Origin of the sequence: Mucilaginibacter roseus, from assembly GCF_021215455.1 — a bacterium.
Lineage (GTDB): Bacteria > Bacteroidota > Bacteroidia > Sphingobacteriales > Sphingobacteriaceae > Mucilaginibacter > Mucilaginibacter roseus.
In genome coordinates this window covers 948082-968171 of the sequence record NZ_JAJPWV010000002.1, presented here as the reverse complement: position 1 = coordinate 968171, position 20090 = coordinate 948082, and the positions used below count along the sequence as shown (strand labels likewise).

The following is a 20090-nucleotide window of genomic DNA, read 5'->3' as shown; positions in this document are numbered from 1 at the left end:
CCCCGAGGGGGAGAAAGTTTTAAATCACTATGTCCTTTCGATTGGTAACAAGAAAGACAAGTAATAGTATAGAATCCCATAAAAAGTAAAGGGCTTACGGTTACCGTAAGCCCTTTACTTTGCTTGTAAAAGCAATTAAAATTTCTCGAAAGCTGAGAAGAAGAAGCTGCCTTCAATCTGCGCGTTCTCGTCAGAATCTGAACCGTGAACGGCATTAGCCTCAATTGATTTAGCGAATAACTGACGGATGGTACCTTCTTCAGCTTTTGAAGGATCTGTAGCGCCGATCAGTTTACGGAAATCTTCAACCGCGTTGTCCTTTTCAAGGATTGCAGCAACAATAGGACCTGATGACATAAAGTCAACCAGGGCACTGTAAAAAGGGCGCTCTTTGTGAACGGCATAAAATTCGCCCGCTTTAGCAGCAGAAAGAGCGGTATATTTAAGGGCTACAATTTTAAATCCGCTTTTAGTAATCTTATCCAGTATTGCACCAATGTGGCCATTAGCAACCGCATCAGGCTTAATCATGGTAAATGTTTTGTTAGTTTCCATCTTGAGTGTTTAAAGTTGCCGCAAAAATAGCCTTTTGCCGCGTTATTTTTAAAAGTTTTTGCCATAAGGGCAAAAGCAGCAGCGCTTTACCGTTCATCGGCTAAAAATTATGTAATTAAAAATGTTACAGCTTAATATCAATGCGTTGGAAATTTATCTTAGCTTTGCAATCCTTTTAAAAAAGTTTGATGTTAGATATAGCCTCGGTTGCCCGGCTGTTAGAGCAGCCACGAAAAATAGTAATCACCACGCATCATAAGCCCGATGGCGATGCGCTGGGTTCGTCGTTAGGCTTATATAACTATCTGATACAACAGGGGCATCACGCCAAAGTTGTTGTACCGTCAGACTATCCCGACTTTTTAAGCTGGATGCCGGGTAACGAAGAAGTGATCATCTACACGGAAAACGTTACTGCCGCCGATACGCTGATAGCCGAGGCTGAGATGATCTTTTGCCTTGACTTTAATGCCCTTTCGCGCATTAACGCCATGACGGATAGCGTTCGCGCCAGCCAGGCCGTTAAGCTGATGATCGATCATCACTTGGAGCCGGAGGATTTTGATGATTTCCGTTATTGGGACATTAACGCCTGCGCTACTGCGCAACTGGTATACACCTTTATTGCCGATGCGCTTAATAACAAGGCACTGATCAATAAGGATGTGGCTACCTGTCTGTATACCGGTATCCTGACGGATTCAGCATCATTCCGCTTACCAAAAACTACTGCGGAGGTACACCTGATAGCCGCCGAGCTTATCAATGCCGGTGCGGTTAACTGGCGCATACATGAACTGGTTTACAATAGCTCTACCGAAAACCGCCTGCGCTTTTTAGGCCATTGCCTAAGCAATAAGCTGGAGGTGCTTTATGATTATAACACGGCCATCGTAACAGTAACCCAAGCGGAGCTGGAGCAATACGATGTGCAAACGGGCGATACTGAAGGCATAGTAAATTTTGCGCTTTCAATTGTCAATATTAAACTTGCAGCGTTTATTGTTGAACGTACTGACGGTATTAAGCTGTCGCTGCGATCAAAAGGCGAATTTCCGGCTAATGAGATCTGTAAGAAGTATTTTAGCGGCGGGGGGCACCGTAACGCTGCCGGCGGACGATCAGACAAGCCGCTTGACCAGGTTGTACAAGAATTAAAAGATATTTTACCCAACTACAAAAAGTTATTAATACAATAGAAATGAAAAAAGGCTTCATGTTTTTTACGCTTGCCGCGATAGCCTTGGCGAGCTGTAACGGTGGATTTAAGCAAGGCCCGGGTGGTTTGCTTTATAATATACATACCGATAAGGAAGGCACTACCATTAAGGAAGGCGACTTTTTAGCAGTTAACGTTATCGCTAAAAACGATGCTGACTCGGTTCTGTCATCAACTTACGATGCTGGTAACTCTACGCCGGTTTTGATGCAAAAACCACAGTCAAAAGGCGACATCTACGCAGCTATGCAATTGCTTAGCGAAGGTGACAGCGCTACTATTAAAATGAATATCGACTCGGTATTCCCTAAAGGTCAGCGTCCGCCGCAATTAAAAGGTAAATACCTGGTTTACGAAATGAAGGTTGAAAAAGTAATACCAAAAGGTAAACTGAGCGACCAGGTTTTCCAGGGCCGTATTTCTGAGTACTTCAAAAAACAAGGTGAAGAGTTTAAAAAACGTGAGCCTGCATTAATCTCTAAATACATTGCCGAGAAAGATCTGAAAGTAACTAAAACCCCTTCAGGCCTTAGCTATGTTATAACTAAACAAGGTAGTGGCCCTCAGGTTGTTGAAGGTGATACCGCGGTTGTTAACTACACCGGTCGTTTACTGTCAGGTAAAGTATTTGATACCAGCGTTAAGGATATCGCCGAGAAAGAAAAAATTGCTAACCCGATGCGTAAATACGAGCCCATCCGTGTTCCGGTTGGTTCAGCAGGCATCATTAAAGGTTGGGCTGATGCATTGGTATTGCTTAACAAAGGCGCCAAAGGTACATTCATCATCCCTTCAAGTTCAGCTTACGGCGAGCAGGGTTCACCAAACGTTATCCCGCCATACTCTCCATTGGCGTTTGATATCGAGGTGGTTGATATTGTAAAACCAAAAGCAGGTGCTGCACCGCAAGCTCCGGTTGCTGCCCCGGTTAAAAAATAATTTGAAATTCTAAAAATACCGGCCTTTCTGATACCCATCAGGAGGGCCTTTTTATTACTTATGAAAAAAGTTTGTTTATCGTTTGTGCTGGCCGCCATGGCATTGCCGGTATTGGCACAAACGCAGCGTACAGCTAAAGGCGCTGAGTATACCATTGTTACAAAAGGCAACGCACCCCGCATTAAAGAGGGCGATATCATTACTTTTCAGGTTGAGCAGCTTACCGATAAAGATTCGGTATTGTTCAGTACTTACAAGGCAGGTCGGCCGGTGCAAACGCAGGTGCGCGCCTCACAAAGTATGATGGATTTGATGGATGTTTTTACCCTGTTAGGCGCAAAGGACAGCGCAATGGTAAAGCTACCTGTTGATTCCATATTTAAAGGTCACGAGGATGCTATGCCGCCGTTCCTGAAAAAAGGTACAAACATTATTACACGGTTAAAGATTGAGAAAGTACAATCAATGGCTGAAGCGATGGCCGAAAAAGAAGCTGAAATGGCCAGGCTTAAGGATGCGGAAACCGTCGCGGCAAACAAATACATAGCTGATAACAAACTGGCTGTTATGACTACGCCATCCGGCTTAAAATATATTGTTAAAACACAGTCGGCTAAGTTAAAGCCCAAAGCGGGCGATACCATGCTGGTTAACTATGTAGGCCGCACGCTTGACGGTAAGGTGTTTGACTCGAGCATTGAAGCCGAAGCTAAGAAAGCTAACCTGCAGCAACCCGGTCGCACGTATGAGCCCATTGAGGTTGTACAAGGCGAAGGCCGTGTAATTAAGGGTTGGGAAGAAGGTTTGGCGCTTCTGGGCGAGGGTTCAAAGGCTACCCTGATCATTCCATCCGCATTAGGTTATGGAGAGCGTGGCTCGCCGCCGGTTATTATGCCATACAGCACACTGGTGTTTGATGTGGAACTGGTAAAAGTTAAGCCCGGCAAAAAAGTGATACCGCCGCCAGTTAAAAAAGCGCCTGCTAAAAAAGCGCCGGTACGCAAAAAGACAGCGGCTAAAAAATCAGCCACAACTAAAAAAGCGAATTAATTTGAAGCCTTCTGATATTAATCAGGGGGCTTTTTTATTTTTGCCGCATGGTATTAACTGACACGCATACCCATCTGTACTATGAAACCGACCCGGAGAAGCGCCGCGGACTAATAGATCGTTGCCTGCAAAATGATGTAAAGCGGTTGTTTCTGCCGAATGTCGACGCAGATTCGGTTCCCAAGGTTTATGCCCTTACCGACGCCTATCCGGATATGTGTTTCCCGATGCTGGGCCTGCATCCCTGCGATGTTAAACCGGGCTGGGAAGATCATCTGGAAAAGATAAAAGCTTTCCATCAGCCTGAATATAAAATTTACGCTATTGGAGAAATTGGTATCGACCTGTATTGGGATAAAACCTACCTTGATGGGCAAATAGCTGCGTTTAAAGCACAGATCAACTGGGCTAAACAACTTGATTTACCCATAGTGATACATTGCCGCGACGCTTTTGATGAGGTATATAAAGTATTGGCCAGTGAGGCTGATGATAAACTGCGCGGCATATTCCATTGCTTTACCGGCACTGCCGAGTACGGCAAAAAAGTAATTGACCTCGGCTTTTACCTCGGCATAGGTGGCGTGGTTACCTACAAAAACAGCGGACTGGATAAAGTGGTTGAGCAAATTGACTTACAGCATATAGTTTTAGAAACGGATTCTCCGTATCTTACACCCACTCCGTACCGTGGTAAACCTAACGAAAGTTCGTACCTGATATACATCGCGCAAAAGCTTGCCGATATATACAACACTGATGTTGAAACGGTGGCAGATGTAACTACCCTTAATTCAAAGAAGATATTCGGGGTATAAATTGATTTTAAATAAGAATATATATTAATGAACCAGATACTGATCATCTATACCGGGGGGACAATAGGTATGATGAGCGACCCTGTTACCAAAGCGCTTGTACCCATTAACTTTGAGCAGATAATGGACAATGTGCCCGAACTGGAGCGCCTTAATTGCAAAATAAAAGTACATTCGTTTGATACCGTTATCGATTCATCAAACATGAATCCGGAGATATGGAACGAATTGGCTCGCCTGATTAAAAAGAATTACGATTCGGTTGATGGTTTTGTAGTGCTGCACGGATCAGATACCATGGCTTTCAGCGCGTCGGCCTTGAGCTTTATGCTCGAGAATCTGGATAAGCCGGTAATATTCACCGGCTCGCAATTGCCTATTAGCGCGGTACGTACCGATGCCAAGGAAAACTTGATGACGGCCATTGAGCTGGCCAAAGCCAAAAAGAACGATCGTGCCCGCGTGCCCGAAGTGTGTATCTATTTTGATTATAAGCTTTTCCGTGGTAATCGTGCGTTCAAATATAATTCATCAAAGTTCGAGGCTTTCCGCTCGCCTAACTACCCGATACTGGCTGAGTCGGGTGTGCACCTGCGCTTTAGCATAAATGATATCCGCCAGCCCGGAACGGAGCCTATTATTGTGCATAACATGGTCGCTAATGATGTGGCTGTGCTGAAATTATACCCTGGTATTAGCCCTAAAGTGGTAGAAAGTATATTAGCTTCAGATGTTCGTGGTGTAATCATGGAGACCTACGGATCAGGCAATACCACTACCGATGCCTGGTTTATTGATCTGCTTAAAAAAGCTATTGACGGTGGTAAGGTTATCCTGGATATATCGCAATGTAAGGTTGGTACAGTAGAACTTGGCAGGTACGAAACCAGCAAGCAGCTTAAGGATATTGGTGTAACCAATGGTTACGACATGACCTTTGAGGCTGCCGTAACCAAAATGATGTATCTGCTGGGCCAGTCTAACAATCCGCTACAGGTAAAGGAGTGGCTTGAAACCGACCTCCGTGGCGAGCTCACTATCTCCTGACCGGTTATTTAACGCCAAGCATACCATATTTCAGAATGCAATAGATAGCGCGGAAACCATCTTTCCAGCCTATCTTTTTGCCTTCTTCGTAAGTACGGCCGTAGTAGGATATGCCTACCTCGTAAATGCGGATTTTTGGTACGCGTGATATTTTAGCAGTTACTTCCGGCTCAAAACCGAAGCGCTTTTCGCGCAGGGTAAGCGCCTGTATCATCTTGGTATCAAACAGTTTGTAGCATGTTTCCATATCCGTAAGGTTGAGGTTGGTGAACATGTTTGATAAGGTGGTCAAAAATTTATTGCCTATGGTATGCCAAAAGAATAATATACGGTGCGCGTTACCACCCATAAAACGCGAGCCGAACACCACGTCGGCAAAGCCATCAACCACCGGCTTAAGCAGGTCATTAAACTCCTCCGGGTCATATTCCAGGTCGGCATCCTGAATAATCAGGTATTCGCCCGTGGCTTTGCTAATACCGGTATGCAACGCGGCGCCTTTGCCCTTATTAACCTCATGCGCGTAATACTTAATATCCATATCGGTATTGGCATCCATATAGCTTTTAATCGCTTCTTCTGTATTGTCAGTCGAGCGGTCGTTCACTATAATAATCTCTTTAGCAATGTTATTACGCAGTGTAACGCTCTTCACTTTGTTAAGGATGAAATGGATGGTGCGGCCTTCGTTGTAGGCCGGGATAATGATAGAAAGTTTGGTAATCGGCATGATCAATAGTTTGCGGTTAAAGTAAATAATAAGCTTTAAGTGCTATAATTATGCCTACAACACGGCGTTGTGAAGATAAATGATAGAATTGGCGAAGGTTAGTTTAAAAAGTGTATTTTTTACACCAAACCGGAATATTTGCAGATTGTTCTACAATTAAAACTTAAGGGAAAGTTTACCGATGGTGAATTAAAAGTAACGATGTGGGGAATTAAATGCACAAAGCGAGATAGATCGAGCATCGCAAATGATTTGCTTAAAGCAGACAATCTAAAAATACATTTTATTGTTTAAACCTTAATTAGTGATATTTGCCAATTCATAATTGTTAAGAGCTTATGGTACGTTTGTCTGTAAACATCAATAAAATAGCAACGCTGCGCAATTCTCGTGGCGGCAATAATCCCGATGTGTTAAAAGCCGCCATGGATTGCGAACGTTTCGGTGCGCAGGGTATTACCGTACACCCACGGCCGGATGAGCGCCACATTCGCTATGATGATGTACGTGCCATAAAGAATGTTATAACCACGGAGTTTAATATAGAAGGTAACAGCCGCGAGCAAAAGTTTGTTGACCTGGTGCTGGAAACCCGACCCGCGCAGGTTACCCTAGTACCAGATGAGTTGGGGCAAATTACCTCAAACCACGGCTGGGATACTATTGCCAACCAAGAGTACTTGAAGGATACTATCGCTATGTTTCAGGAGGCAGGTATACGCGTATCTATTTTTGTTGACCCGGTACCCCAAATGGTAGAGGCGGCCGCAACTACCGGCACAGACAGGATAGAGCTTTATACCGAGGGTTATGCTACCCATTTTTCGCACGGTCGGGAGCTGGCCATTGCGCCTTACATAGCTGCAGCTAAGGTGGCCAACGAGGTTGGTTTAGGTATCAATGCCGGGCACGATCTTGACCTGCAGAATCTGAAATTTTTTGCCGAACACATACCGGGCTTACTGGAAGTGAGCATTGGGCATGCGCTTATCTGCGATGCGTTATATATGGGGTTAGAGAGTACAATAATGCAATATTTAGAGCAGCTGTAAACAGTTAGATATATCGTTTTATCAGCTTTTCTTTTCTGGTAAGTTCATTGCCGCATAAAACGGTGTAAACACAATGTCAATAACATGTTAGGTGGTTGATAATCGGCGTAATAATTGTACCTTTGCGGCATATATTAACAGGGCCACATTTTCATGCAATTGAACACTGATTACCAGGAGAAATTCCAGTCGCGCCACATCGCACCCAACGAAGCCGACACCGCCGAAATGTTAAAAACCGTAGGCGTAAATTCATTAGATGAGCTTATTGAACAAACCGTTCCGGCGCAAATACGCCTGAAGAACCCTTTAAATTTGCCGCCTGCAAAAAGCGAATTTGATTACCTGAATACGCTTAAGCAAACCGCGTCAAAAAACAAGGTTTTTAAAAGCTACATCGGCCAGGGCTATTATGATGTTATTGTTCCGGGCGTAATTCAGCGTAACATCCTCGAAAATCCGGGATGGTACACGCAATACACCCCTTACCAGGCCGAGATTGCACAGGGCCGTTTACAAGCGTTGCTTAATTTTCAGACGATGGTTATTGACCTTACCGGAATGGAAATAGCCAACGCATCACTGCTTGACGAAGGTACCGCCGCTGCCGAAGCCATGTTTATGCAGTACAGCCTGCGTAAAAACCAAAAGGCCAACAAATTCTTTGTTTCCGAAGAGCTTTTCGCTCAAACTATTGATATACTAAAAACCCGCTCGGAGCCTTATGGCATTGAACTGGTAATGGGCAGCCATGAATCAGTTGAATTGACTGACGATATGTTCGGCGCCATTGTGCAATACCCAGCCAAAAACGGCGAGGTGTATAATTACAGCGATTTCGCGGCAAAAGCACACGAAAAAGGCATCAAGCTAACCGTTGTTGCCGATTTGATGAGCCTGGTGCTGCTCACGCCTCCGGGTGAGTGGGGCGCTGATATTGTTGTAGGCAGCAGCCAGCGCTTCGGTATCCCGATGGGCTTTGGCGGTCCTCACGCGGCGTTCTTTGCAACTAAAGAAGAATACAAGCGTTCAATGCCGGGCCGTATTATTGGTGTAACTATTGATAGCGCCAACAACTACGCCCTGCGTATGGCATTGCAAACTCGCGAGCAGCATATCCGCAGAGATAAAGCGACTTCAAACATTTGTACCGCGCAGGCGCTATTGGCTATTATGGCCGGTATGTATGCCGCATATCACGGTCCGCAAGGGTTGAAGCTGATAGCCGAGCGTATACACGGCTTAAGCGTGTTGCTTTCCAACTCTTTAGAGGAGCTGGGCTACAAGCAGCTAAACAAAGCTTACTTTGATACCCTGCAATTTGATCTGGGTGATCTGGTTGGCCCGTTACACGGTGAAGCTTTAAACAACGAGATGAACCTGAACTACAATGGTTCAACCGTTACCATCACGCTTGACGAAACTACTTCTGTTGAAGATGTTAAAACCATTGTTCGCTTTTTTGCCAAGGTAAAGGGCAAAACCCTGAATGATGTTAATATTGATGAGCTGAAAGGCAACCTGCAAACCACCATTCCGGCGGAGTTGCAACGTACATCAGCTTATCTTACCCACCCGGTATTTAACTCGCACCACTCAGAGCATGAGATGCTGCGTTACATCAAATCGCTTGAGGCAAAAGATCTTTCGCTTTGCCACTCCATGATTGCCCTGGGTTCATGTACCATGAAGCTTAACGCTACTACCGAAATGATACCGGTTACCTGGGCTGAATTCAGTAAGATGCACCCGTTTGCACCGGTTGACCAAGCCGGCGGTTATATGCAGCTGTTTGATGAACTGGATAAATGGCTGAGCGAGATTACCGGCTTCGCCGCCATGAGCTTGCAGCCAAATGCCGGCGCACAGGGTGAGTATGCAGGTTTGATGGTTATCCGCGCTTACCATCTGGATCGGGGAGATACGCAGCGTAACATCGCCCTAATCCCTTCATCGGCACACGGTACCAACCCGGCATCAGCAGCTATGGCCGGTATGAAGATCATCGTTGTAAAATGTGATGAGAATGGCAATATAGACGTTGCCGACCTAAAAGCCAAAGCCGAGCAATACAAAAACGAACTTTCGTGCCTGATGGTAACTTACCCATCAACACACGGTGTGTTTGAGGAAAGCATTATCGAGGTATGCAATATCATCCACGAAAACGGCGGCCAGGTTTATATGGATGGCGCCAATATGAACGCGCAAGTAGGCTTAACCAGTCCGGCTAATATCGGTGCCGACGTTTGCCACCTTAACCTGCACAAAACCTTCTGTATTCCGCACGGCGGCGGTGGCCCTGGTATGGGTCCGATTGGTGTAGCTAAACACCTGGTGCCTTATCTGCCTGGCCATGCAGTAGTTGATATTGATAAAGGTAAGTCAATTCCGGCTGTTTCGGCAGCGCCTTGGGGTTCGGCATCTATTCTGATCATTTCTCACGCCTATATAGCCATGATGGGCGGCCAGGGCTTAACCAGCGCTACCAAGTACGCTATACTGAATGCTAACTATATAAAAACAAGGTTAAAGGAACATTACCCGGTATTATACACCGGCAGCAAAGGCCGTTGTGCGCACGAAATGATATTGGATTGCCGCTCATTTAAAGCACAAGGCGTTGAGGTTACTGACATAGCCAAGCGTTTAATGGACTATGGTTTCCATGCGCCAACTGTATCATTCCCGGTTGCGGGTACAGTGATGATTGAGCCGACAGAGTCAGAGCCGAAGCATGAGCTTGACCGTTTCTGTGATGCCATGATCGCTATCCGTAATGAAATAAAAGATGTTGAAAGCGGTGTTTTAGATAAGCTTGATAACCCGTTAAAAAATGCGCCGCACACGGCTGCCGTAGTTACCGGCAACCAGTGGGAGCACCCATATACCCGCCAAAAGGCAGCGTTCCCGTTGCCGTATGTTGCGGCTTATAAATTCTGGCCTTCAGTGGGCAGGGTGAATGATACATACGGAGATCGTACGCTGATTTGCTCATGTCCGCCGCTTGAAGATTATGCTTTTGAAGAAAGTGTAATTGAATAATTAAGCACAAAATTTAACGCATAAACAATAGGGTTAAGGCCGCTTATTGTTTATGCGTTTTTTTTATAAAAAAACCACATTTTATTGCTTGTTTAAGTAACAACTGCATAACAATTTGCGTATTTGCCTGTATAATATTCTTGAAAACATAAAAACAATAATATTATATATAATTTTGAGCAGTGTTTAGTAAAAGGGCACTCCGCAGAGGCTAACGCTATAAAAATTACTTAGAGATTTTAAAGAAGGATTTATTGTGAGACGTATTTTTTATAGCTTTACAACCTTTGCGAATAGAACCTTTTATTTGAACACACGTATAATACCCCTGATATGAGCATTCTTAGCAAAACAATAAATGTTTTACTTGTTGACGATGATGAGATAAACAATTTTATATCCATCAAGCTGATTAAAAAAGCGTTGTTAAACACAAGTATTACAGCGTGCCTTAACGGAAAGTTTGCTATAGATCAGCTTGTAGAGTTGCAGCAAAAGGACCCCGAAAGCTTACCCGATTACATCCTGCTTGATATTAACATGCCGATAATGAACGGCTGGGATTTTTTGGATGAGTATAACAGGCTGGGTATTGATCCGCTTAAGAAAACAAAGATCTATATTATTTCTTCATCAGTTTTCAGCAACGATATCAGCAAGGCCAAATCCTATCCGCTGGTTCATGATTTTATTTCGAAACCGCTTAATGTTGAGCGTATAAAAGAAATTTTTGGCGTAATCGAAAATTAAGCCGGTTGTATGGCAAAGTGTTCGCCATCATAGGCAACCGTGCCAACCGTTGTGCCTTTTGAGTGGTAGAATAAACAGCGCCAGCCATCATTAGCCGCCTGCCTGCCGTACTCTTCACGTAGTTCCATCGCTTTACGGCCATCATAATCGTATTTTGCAATAAATCTACGTAACAGCTGTTCTGGTTCAGGTAGTTCATCACCGCCAAAAAATACCTTCTGGCCGTTTTCTTCAATCAAAAACACTTGGTGATACTGGCAATGCCCGCTCGATAGCTGGTAGGTAATGCCAGGTTTAAGTGTGCCGTCGCCCTCAGTAAGGGTAAGGTTAACGCTATCCTGCAAGGCTTCAAATATATCGATGTGGTATGATGATGATTTGCCGGCCAGTGCGTATTCCCACTCACCGCGTTGTACTACGTGCTCGGCCTGCGGAAAGCTGGGTTGCAAACTACCGCCACGCTCAACCACTAACCCGCCCGAATGATCGTAATGCAGGTGCGACATCAATACCAGCGTAACATCTTCAGGCTCAAAGCCTGCGTTGCGTATATGTTGATGCAGATACAGTTCGTCCCGCGTATCTTTATAACCCAGGCCGCTGTCTAACAGGATCAGGTCTGTTGCTGTTTTTATCAGGAAAGGATTTACATGGATGAACAAGGAGCCGGGGCGGCTTTTACGGTCGTCAGTTTCAGGATTAAAAGGAATGAACTTTTTAGTTGCGTCTACCGAGTAAGAGCCTTCGCCCAGCGTAAATATTTCCATGATTTGTATATCCCTGCCGATGGTTGTGATAAAGAACTATCAGCCCGATGTTATTTTGTTAACAATAATTTAATTGGCTTTTATGTTTAATAGCCAATGTTATATATTTAGGGTTTTATCCCCTGCAAAGATATGAATAAACGGTGGGCCGTAAGGCAAAAAGCGGATCATGATGAAGTAAAAAGCCTTGCTGAGGCCTTAAACATCAACCCCGTTTTAAGTCATTTGCTGGTGAGCCGTGGTATTCATGACTATGATGAAGCCCGGTATTTTTTCCGTCCGGATATACGCCACCTGCATGATCCATTCCTGATGGCGGATATGGAACAGGCCGTTGAGCGTATTGAGCTTGCCATCGCCCGGAATGAAAAGATATTGATCTACGGCGACTACGATGTAGACGGCACCACGGCGGTATCATTAGTATATGGTTTTTTTAAGGACAGGTACGCGCATCTCGATTATTATATACCCGACCGTTATACTGAAGGTTACGGCATATCAACACAGGGAATTGACTATGCGGCAGCCAATGGGTTTTCGTTAATTATAGCGCTGGATTGTGGCATTAAATCCATTGATAAGGTTGATTACGCCAATACGCTCAATATCGATTTTATTATTTGTGATCACCACACCTGCGGTGATACCATACCCGCAGCCGTAGCCGTGTTAGACCCCAAGCGCCCCGATTGTGCTTACCCTTATAAAGAGCTATCGGGCTGTGGCGTGGGCTTTAAGCTGTTGCAGGCTTATGCCGAAAAAAATGATATTCCGTTTGACGAGCTATTGCGGTTTGTTGATTTAGTTGCCATAAGCATAGCCTGCGACATTGTACAAATAACCGGCGAAAACCGTGTACTGGCATATTTTGGTTTGCAAAAACTTAATGCCGAGCCGTGTACAGGTATTAAGATATTGATGGAAGTTGCGGGCCGCTCGGCCAATTATTCTATAGCCGATATTGTGTTCCTGTTAGGGCCACGTATTAACGCTGCCGGGCGTATTGATGATGCCAAGCACGCGGTACAGCTCCTAATATCATGCGATGAAGTGGATGCCCGCGAAAAGGGCGCACTTATCAATGTAAAAAATACAGAACGCAAGGGGCACGACCTGCAAATAACCGACGAAGCGTTGAGCATGATCGGCGCCAGCGAGGTAATGATCAACCGCAAATCAACCGTGGTGTTTAACGAGAACTGGCATAAGGGCGTAATCGGCATTGTGGCGTCGCGCCTTACCGAAAAATATTACCGCCCAACTGTAGTGCTCACCCGCTCCAACGGGCATGTGGCAGGCTCGGCCCGCTCTGTTTTGGGGTATGATCTGTATGAGGCCCTATGTGGTTGTAGTGATTTGCTATTACAATTTGGCGGGCACAAATATGCTGCAGGCTTAACCATGAAGCTCGAAAACGTGAATGCATTTATGCATAAGTTTGAGGAAGTAGTAAGCGCCTCTATCACCGACGAACAGTTAATCCAGCAAATAGAAATTGACGCTGAACTCGACCTGAAGGATATTGATGGAAAATTCTTCCGTGTGCTAAGCCAGTTTGCACCATTTGGGCCGGGCAATATGTCGCCGGTGTTTTTGTCGAAAAATGTATATGTGAACGGTACTCCGGGACTGGTAGGCAGTAATCATATCAAGATGAGCATCAGTCAGCCCGGCTCAGCCTGGTTTGATTGTATCGCTTTTAACCACGGCGAATGCTTGCAGCAGATACGCCCTGGTGTGCCGTTTGACGTATGTTACAGTATCGAAGAAAATGTATGGCGCGACAAGCGCTCGCTGCAATTAAATATAAAGGGCATCAGGTGTTATTAGTCTGACTCACCCTGTCATCGCTATCGCTCGACATCCCTCTCTACTTAATGTATAGAGGGATTATTGTTTTATTTCGCTCTGGGTTTAATGAGAGGGCCAGGGGGGCGAGTAGATTAAAACGGCACTATTTAAACAGTCAAACAAACCGCCGCTTCTCCACGTTAACGAATAAACCTTTTAATCAGCATAACATGAAATGGCTTGGCAGGCGCGAAAGTAGTAATACCGAACAAGGCAGTGGCGGTGGTCGTGGTTTGGCATTGGGTGGTGGCGTGGTAGGTATTATTGCCGCCGCTATCTACTTCTTTACAGGGATTGACCCATCCGCATTGCTTGGCGGAATGCAGCAGCAGCAAGGCGGGCAAACCAATACAACACCGGGCATTGATCCCAACAACCAGCAGCAAAAGTTTGTAAGCGTGGTACTTGCCGATACCGAGGATATCTGGGGCCAGTTGTTTAAGCAAATGGGCAAAACCTATGAGGAACCCACCTTGCACTTTTTTGAAAACGGCGTACAAACCGAAGGTTGCGGCTTTGCCCAATCGGCAACCGGGCCTTTTTACTGCCCCGGCGATCGCAAGGTATATATTGATGTTACTTTTTTTGATGAATTGGAGCAACGCTTTGCCGCTGCAGGCGACTTTGCCCGCGCTTATGTGGTTGCGCACGAGGTCGGACACCATGTACAGCAACTGCTGGGTACCAGCGCCAAGCTGGAGCGTGCCCGCGGCAACGTGAGCGAGACAGAATACAACAAACTATCGGTAGCGCTGGAGCTACAAGCTGACTTTTATGCAGGCGTATTTGCCCACTATGAAGAAAGCACCAAGAACGTTTTAGAACCCGGTGATATTGACGAAGCTCTGAACGCCGCTAATCAAATAGGCGACGACCGCCTGCAAAAACAAAGCACCGGCCGCGTAGAACCCGACAGCTTTACCCACGGCACCAGCGCCCAACGCCAATACTGGTTTAAAAAAGGCTACGAAACAGGTGATGTTAAGCAAGGCGATACTTTTGCGGAGATGGGGTTAAAATGATTTCGAATTTTTAACAATAAATGAAACGAATGCTTTGTTTGCATGTGTAGCCATGTTCACAACTTTAGCATTGTTTTGTGGAGTGCTTGCACTTTTTTTGCTTGAAAGATCCAAAGCTAGTTGTGCTGATTTTGACTGATCGTTTTTTTTCATAACAATTAATTATCCAATAATCCAGATTCAGATAGTGAATGAATAGATTGCATTTCTAGTGTTGGTAACGATTGCAAAGTTAATCTTGTTTTAGGAGAAATCTTAGTTTTTTCAATTTTTATAATTTTGCCTTCATTGTCTTTCCTTGGACTTTTTAATGAAAAAAATTCTAAATATCTTCTGGGGGCGACTCCGTCGAACATTAATATTTTCGTTTTATTTGGCGAGTTTTCGTCCTCTGTTAAAGCATCTTCGTGTAATATAGTTCCTAAGCTTTTTTTATAAGGTTCAATATAATAAATTTCCTTTATTCCTGCTACGATTATATGTCTGGCACAGTTATGACAAGGATATGTTGTGCAGAATAATTTGCCATCAATCATCCTTCTACCTCCTAGTTGGCTGCCAATTATTATCGCATGCATTTCCGCGTGTACGGATCTTGAAAATTCAATTAAGTCTTTCACTTTTGAATTCTTCCTTATGATTGACTGAATACTCTTAAATAAGGATGTTTCAGGCGTAATGTCTATATCATTAAATAGAGAGTGTTTTAATTCTTTATCAGAAACAAGTGCTTTGACAATGTCTTCTGTTAAATCGTCTTTTTTTAAATCATTACTGCATAATCCAGAAGTAATACATCTATTATCTTCCGAATCACCATCTTTATATAAGTTGCCTCCAAACTTAGGTACATCATTCCAACCTCGAGATATTATTTCTCCTTTTTCATTAGTAATAGCCGCGCCAACTTGTCGTGATAAACATGCAGAATTTCCTGCTGCGGATTTGGCTTCATACATGGCAATCTCATTGGGAGTAGGAGTAATTATCTCACTTTCAAATATTATATTTAAATATCTTGATATTTTTTGTGGTACATAGTCCTTGTTGTCATCAGAAACTCTTATGAAAAAGTCTCCTTCAATAAACGTATTTCTTACATTTTGGCCGTGGGTATTATTTTCAAATTCATCAGTGGAGATTAGCTTTTCAACTTCTGAGTTTGAGAGATCTTTTTGATTTAATATTTTTTTTCTTACAGAATCAGGGGAGAAAATACTAAAGCAATAGAAAATGCTACCATAAACCGATCTTAATAACTCTAGTTCTTCTTTATTTTTTAAAGAATCTATTATATAGCACTTTCTTTCGCTTTTGATTTGGTTTACTATGGTGTTGATGTCTTTATTTTCAGGGATTTCAGCACCTCCTAAACGTTTTTTTAAGATTTGCATGATAGCCAACTCGACTAAGCAAGAACTACTACCTGTTTTTATTCGTAACTGATCACCACCATGAATTTTATATATTAATTCAGTAAATGGTGCTGTTTGCCCTGCTTTTTGTTGTATTTCTTCTTTGTAATATAAACTGATAAAATCACTTAATTTAATTACCTCTACACTATATTCATAGTTAGTTTCTAAATTATTCTTAATTTCTTCAATTACAATTTCACGCATCGATCCAATTGGAGCACATATCCCTATAATCAATTCAGATGTAAGCGTATTTTCTACTTTTTGACGTGTCGTTTGACCTTTTGTGTCAGATAAGGAACTTGAATGTTCTACTAATTGAAGAGCTGAAGACATTTTGTAAAAGTTTAGATTTACACGAATATAATAATACCTAAAACATTTACAATTTGGAAAAAGAATTTACTAATAGATTTGTACTCATGAAACAACTCCACCTCTACATAATCCTTACTTTATTCATCCTTACCACCGCCTGTTCCCCAAAAAAAGGGCCGTATGCGGCAACCAACAAGGTGTACAACGAGCAGGCCGAGGCGTTTGCGCAAACGTTGCTGCAAACCGAGCCGGTGGTGTTGACGGATAGCCTGGGGCGTAAGCTGGCCAGCGAGTGGGTGGGTACGGTGAATTTTAATCTGCGCAAGCCTAATTACGTGGTAATCCACTATACCGCGCAGGATTCGGTAGCGCAAACGCTTAAAACGTTTACCATCGCCAAAACGCAGGTGAGCGCCCACTATGTTATCGGCGGGGATGGTCGCATTTATCACATGCTGAACGATTATCTGCGTGCCTGGCATGGTGGCTCGGGCAAGTGGGGTAACGGTACGGACGTTAACAGTTCATCCATTGGTATCGAGTTGGACAACAATGGCCGGTCGCCGTTCAGTGATGCACAGATCAACAGCCTGATTATACTGTTAGCTCATCTTAAAAAAACTTACAACATACCAACAGCCAATTTCATCGGTCACCAGGATTTGGCACCTACCCGCAAGGTTGACCCCGGCAAACACTTCCCCTGGAAAAAGCTGGCTGAAAAAGGCTTTGGCTATTGGAGTAATGATGTGCTCGAACTTGCGCCCGAGGGCTTTGATGTAGCCACCGCCCTGCGCCTGATCGGCTATGACACCAGCAACCTCAACGCCGCCATATCAGCTTTTAAAAATCACTTTATTCAGGCCGACAGTTCACCGGTATTATCACAACTCGACCTGAATGTGCTGTATAATGTTTACCAAAAATACTGATTTACAAAGGTGTAGGTACAGCTGTTTTTGAGCCAAGAGGTATAAAGCCTTCGTCCATCGCTGTGAGTTTGCCATCTTTGAAATAATAGAATTTATAACCAAAGTTGCTCCCACCAATATGGTAAGGCACTTTATACACTGTGCGATTTGAATTCATCTCGGCAATTTCATCTTTAGAGTCTATGTTCTCTACAATGAATTGTCTTTCGCCCATACCTAAATAAACAGGCGATGGTATTGAGCAGCTTGTTATTAGAAACAAGCCGAGTATTATAATTGTGTTTTTCATGATATAATTGGAAAGGGTGTCGGGATGTAAAAGAACCGGTTAAATGACCGCTTTTACCTCGGTGTTGGTACGCGGACTGTAGCGCCAATAGGCAAAAAACCCTCATCCATCAATACAAGTTTACTTTTAATGAAGTAATAAAATTTTACAACATAGTCTTCAGGTATAGAGCTGCGATCCCAATCTTTATAAACAGTTCGATCGGTTGACATTTCTACTATTTTACTTTTGCTATGTTCAATTTTAAATTGTTCTTCAGACATGCCAATGGTCACAGGATGTAATCGTTGTACAGTGCAGCCTACGATAAAAAATATCGAAGCTGCTATGGTAAGTACTTTCTTCATTTGTGATATGTTTTGCAGGTATGATCGAGAAACCACTTATGGGTTTAAAGCGGATAAATAACAAAACTGATACATGCTGATTGCCAGCCACAAAAAAAGCGGACTATCAAAAATAGCCCGCTTTGTATTTAATTAAAAGGAAGTTTATTTCTTCACCCAACCGTCTTTAAGCGTAACCGTACGGTTAAACACCAGTTTATCGGCAGTGGAGTATTTATCAAGCGTAAAGTAACCTTTACGGATGAATTGGTAACCCTTGCCGGGGATGGCCGTGGTCAGGTCTTCCTCAATAAAGCCGGTTATTATTTTCAGGCTATCCGGGTTAATGTATTCTTTGAAATCACCATCTTCGTTTGATGGGTCTTCCACGCGGAATAAACGGTCGTATAACCTTATTTCTGCGGTTCGGGCATGCGGAACGCTTACCCAGTGTATAGTGCCTTTTACGTTGATGCCGCTTGTATCGCTGCCCGATTTTGATTCGGGGATGTAAGTACAATGTATCTCGGTGATGTTGCCCTCAGCGTCCTTAACCACACTTTCGCCGGTTATAATGTAGGCATTTTTCAGCCTTACGCTCAGGCCAACACCCAGGCGGAAGAATTTTTTAGGCGGAACTTCCATAAAGTCCTCACGCTCTATCCAAAGTTCGCGGCTAAAAGGTATATCACGGCCACCTTCACCGCCTTCAACCTCGGGGTTGTTTTCACCATGCAGGGTTTCGGTTTGCCCTTCCGGATAGTTGGTGATTACCAGTTTTACCGGGTCGAGCACGGCCATACGACGCCAGGCGGTTTTATTTAAATCCTCGCGGATACAGAACTCAAGCAAGCTAACATCAATCATGTTTTCGCGTTTGGCTACGCCAATGCGTTCGCAAAACTCCCGAACGCTGGCCGGAGTATAACCACGGCGACGTAAACCGCTGATCGTTGGCATACGCGGGTCGTCCCATCCCTCAACAAACCCTTCGTTAACCAGTTGCAGCAGCTTGCGCTTGCTCATAACGGTATAGTTCAGGTTAAGGCGGGCAAACTCGTACTGGCGCGATGGGAAGAGTTCCAGCTTATCAATAAACCACTCATAAAGCGGGCGGTGCGGCACAAATTCCAGCGTACAAATGGAGTGGGTGATCTCCTCAATAGCGTCCGACTGGCCATGGGCAAAGTCATACATTGGGTAAATACACCATTTATCGCCGGTACGGTGATGCTTGGCATGTTTTATACGGTACATGATCGGGTCGCGCATGTGCATGTTGGGCGATGCCAGGTCAACTTTTGCACGCAGCACCTTAGCGCCATCCGGATATTTGCCGGCTTTCATATCCTCAAACAATTGTACGTTCTCCTCAATACTACGGCTGCGGTATTGGTTAGGCGTACCCGGTTCGGTAGGTGTACCCTTTTGGGTAGCTATTTCTTCGGGTGTACTGTCATCAACATAAGCTAACCCCTGGCGAACCAGGTTTAACGCAAAGGCGTACAGCAGGTCAAAGTAGTCAGATGCGTAAAGCTCATTAGCCCATTCAAAGCCCAGCCAGCGCACATCTTCCTTAATGCTTTCTACGTATTCGGTATCTTCGGTAACCGGGTTGGTGTCATCAAAACGCAGATTGGTTTTGCCGCCATACTTTTTGGCAAGTCCAAAGTTCAGGCATATGGATTTGGCGTGGCCGATATGCAGGTAGCCGTTCGGCTCAGGCGGGAAACGGGTGTGCACCCTGCCGCCGTGCTTACCGGCACTTATATCATCTTCAACAATTTCTTCAATAAAATTTAACGATCTTTCTTCGCTCATGGTTAAGTATTAACAAAGGGCAAATCTACGTAAAAAATGGTGCTTGCCCGGTGCATGTGGTTGTTTCTTTATTGATTTATGAACATCGGCAATGTTAAATTACCCTACATATTTGTTATTTTTATAGTTTAAGCCCTA

General features: G+C 44.2%; 19 protein-coding genes. 11 read left to right on the top strand and 8 right to left on the bottom strand.

All coding sequences use genetic code 11. The features are described from left to right. Nucleotides 1-135 precede the first annotated feature (135 nt). On the bottom strand, nt 136-555 hold the full coding sequence (locus LT679_RS09130; RefSeq protein WP_232177148.1) for a nucleoside-diphosphate kinase: 420 nt from the start codon (nt 553-555) through the stop codon (nt 136-138). 188 nt (nt 556-743) lie between these two features. On the opposite strand from LT679_RS09130, the gene LT679_RS09125 reads away from it, so the two are divergent. Genes LT679_RS09125 through LT679_RS09105 form a run of 5 tightly spaced genes read left to right on the top strand, consistent with a single transcriptional unit; the run spans nt 744 to nt 5628 of the window. Then, nucleotides 744-1754 carry a DHH family phosphoesterase gene (locus tag LT679_RS09125; protein ID WP_232177147.1) on the top strand — a complete coding sequence of 337 codons (1011 nt, stop codon included), beginning with the start codon at nt 744-746 and terminating at the stop codon, nt 1752-1754. A gap of 2 nt (nt 1755-1756) precedes the next feature. After that, complete coding sequence (locus tag LT679_RS09120) at nt 1757-2713, top strand: FKBP-type peptidyl-prolyl cis-trans isomerase (protein WP_232177146.1); 957 nt, start codon at nt 1757-1759, stop codon at nt 2711-2713. Between the two features lie 60 nt (nt 2714-2773). Further along, the gene (locus LT679_RS09115; RefSeq protein ID WP_232177145.1) at nt 2774-3763 is read left to right on the top strand and encodes an FKBP-type peptidyl-prolyl cis-trans isomerase; all 990 of its coding nucleotides are present in this window, start codon (nt 2774-2776) and stop codon (nt 3761-3763) included. A 47-nt stretch (nt 3764-3810) separates the two neighbouring features. After that, a complete protein-coding gene (locus LT679_RS09110) occupies nt 3811-4581 on the top strand; it encodes a TatD family hydrolase (RefSeq protein ID WP_232177144.1) in 771 nt (256 codons plus the stop codon). A gap of 27 nt (nt 4582-4608) precedes the next feature. After that, on the top strand, nt 4609-5628 hold the full coding sequence (locus tag LT679_RS09105) for an asparaginase (RefSeq protein WP_232177143.1): 1020 nt from the start codon (nt 4609-4611) through the stop codon (nt 5626-5628). Between the two features lie 4 nt (nt 5629-5632). Here the strand turns inward: LT679_RS09105 and LT679_RS09100 are convergent, their stop codons facing one another. Beyond that, nucleotides 5633-6358: a glycosyltransferase family 2 protein gene (locus LT679_RS09100; RefSeq protein ID WP_232177142.1), complete on the bottom strand. Its 726-nt coding sequence runs from the start codon at nt 6356-6358 to the stop codon at nt 5633-5635. Between the two features lie 338 nt (nt 6359-6696). On the opposite strand from LT679_RS09100, the gene LT679_RS09095 reads away from it, so the two are divergent. The 3 genes from LT679_RS09095 to LT679_RS09085 all read left to right on the top strand — a co-directional run bounded on the left by LT679_RS09095 (nt 6697) and on the right by LT679_RS09085 (nt 11205). Then, entirely contained in the window at nt 6697-7410 is a 714-nt protein-coding gene (locus LT679_RS09095; RefSeq protein WP_232177141.1) for a pyridoxine 5'-phosphate synthase, read from the top strand. A 153-nt stretch (nt 7411-7563) separates the two neighbouring features. Then, the gene (gcvP, locus tag LT679_RS09090; RefSeq protein ID WP_232177140.1) at nt 7564-10455 is read left to right on the top strand and encodes an aminomethyl-transferring glycine dehydrogenase; all 2892 of its coding nucleotides are present in this window, start codon (nt 7564-7566) and stop codon (nt 10453-10455) included. A 333-nt stretch (nt 10456-10788) separates the two neighbouring features. Next, entirely contained in the window at nt 10789-11205 is a 417-nt protein-coding gene (locus LT679_RS09085) for a response regulator (RefSeq protein WP_232177139.1), read from the top strand. Here LT679_RS09085 and LT679_RS09080 read toward each other — a convergent pair. Further along, nucleotides 11202-11972 (bottom strand): MBL fold metallo-hydrolase, encoded by a 771-nt coding sequence (locus LT679_RS09080; RefSeq protein WP_232177138.1) that lies wholly within the window; start codon nt 11970-11972, stop codon nt 11202-11204. The genes LT679_RS09085 and LT679_RS09080 overlap by 4 nt on opposite strands. 132 nt (nt 11973-12104) lie before the next feature. Between LT679_RS09080 and recJ the strand changes: the two genes are divergently transcribed. Both recJ and ypfJ read left to right on the top strand, forming a co-directional pair. Then, on the top strand, nt 12105-13805 hold the full coding sequence (recJ, locus tag LT679_RS09075) for a single-stranded-DNA-specific exonuclease RecJ (RefSeq protein ID WP_232177137.1): 1701 nt from the start codon (nt 12105-12107) through the stop codon (nt 13803-13805). Between the two features lie 191 nt (nt 13806-13996). Further along, entirely contained in the window at nt 13997-14848 is an 852-nt protein-coding gene (ypfJ, locus tag LT679_RS09070; RefSeq protein ID WP_232177136.1) for a KPN_02809 family neutral zinc metallopeptidase, read from the top strand. Here ypfJ and LT679_RS09065 read toward each other — a convergent pair. Together LT679_RS09065 and LT679_RS09060 are read right to left on the bottom strand one after the other, a co-directional pair. Continuing rightward, a complete protein-coding gene (locus tag LT679_RS09065) occupies nt 14840-15001 on the bottom strand; it encodes a hypothetical protein (protein WP_232177135.1) in 162 nt (53 codons plus the stop codon). The genes ypfJ and LT679_RS09065 overlap by 9 nt on opposite strands. Before the next feature lie 5 nt (nt 15002-15006). Then, nucleotides 15007-16602: an anti-phage dCTP deaminase gene (locus LT679_RS09060; RefSeq protein WP_232177134.1), complete on the bottom strand. Its 1596-nt coding sequence runs from the start codon at nt 16600-16602 to the stop codon at nt 15007-15009. An 86-nt stretch (nt 16603-16688) separates the two neighbouring features. Between LT679_RS09060 and LT679_RS09055 the strand changes: the two genes are divergently transcribed. Then, nucleotides 16689-17516 (top strand): N-acetylmuramoyl-L-alanine amidase, encoded by an 828-nt coding sequence (locus tag LT679_RS09055; protein ID WP_232177133.1) that lies wholly within the window; start codon nt 16689-16691, stop codon nt 17514-17516. Nucleotide 17517: 1 nt separating this feature from the next. On the opposite strand, the gene LT679_RS09050 is transcribed toward LT679_RS09055, so the two are convergent. The 3 genes from LT679_RS09050 to LT679_RS09040 form a co-directional block, all read right to left on the bottom strand. Then, nucleotides 17518-17730: a hypothetical protein gene (locus LT679_RS09050; RefSeq protein WP_232177132.1), complete on the bottom strand. Its 213-nt coding sequence runs from the start codon at nt 17728-17730 to the stop codon at nt 17518-17520. A 128-nt stretch (nt 17731-17858) separates the two neighbouring features. Beyond that, nucleotides 17859-18152, bottom strand: coding sequence for a hypothetical protein (locus LT679_RS09045; RefSeq protein ID WP_232177131.1), 294 nt, complete (start codon nt 18150-18152; stop codon nt 17859-17861). A 144-nt stretch (nt 18153-18296) separates the two neighbouring features. Continuing rightward, nucleotides 18297-19952 carry a glutamine--tRNA ligase/YqeY domain fusion protein gene (locus LT679_RS09040; protein ID WP_232177130.1) on the bottom strand — a complete coding sequence of 552 codons (1656 nt, stop codon included), beginning with the start codon at nt 19950-19952 and terminating at the stop codon, nt 18297-18299. Nucleotides 19953-20090 lie beyond the last annotated feature (138 nt).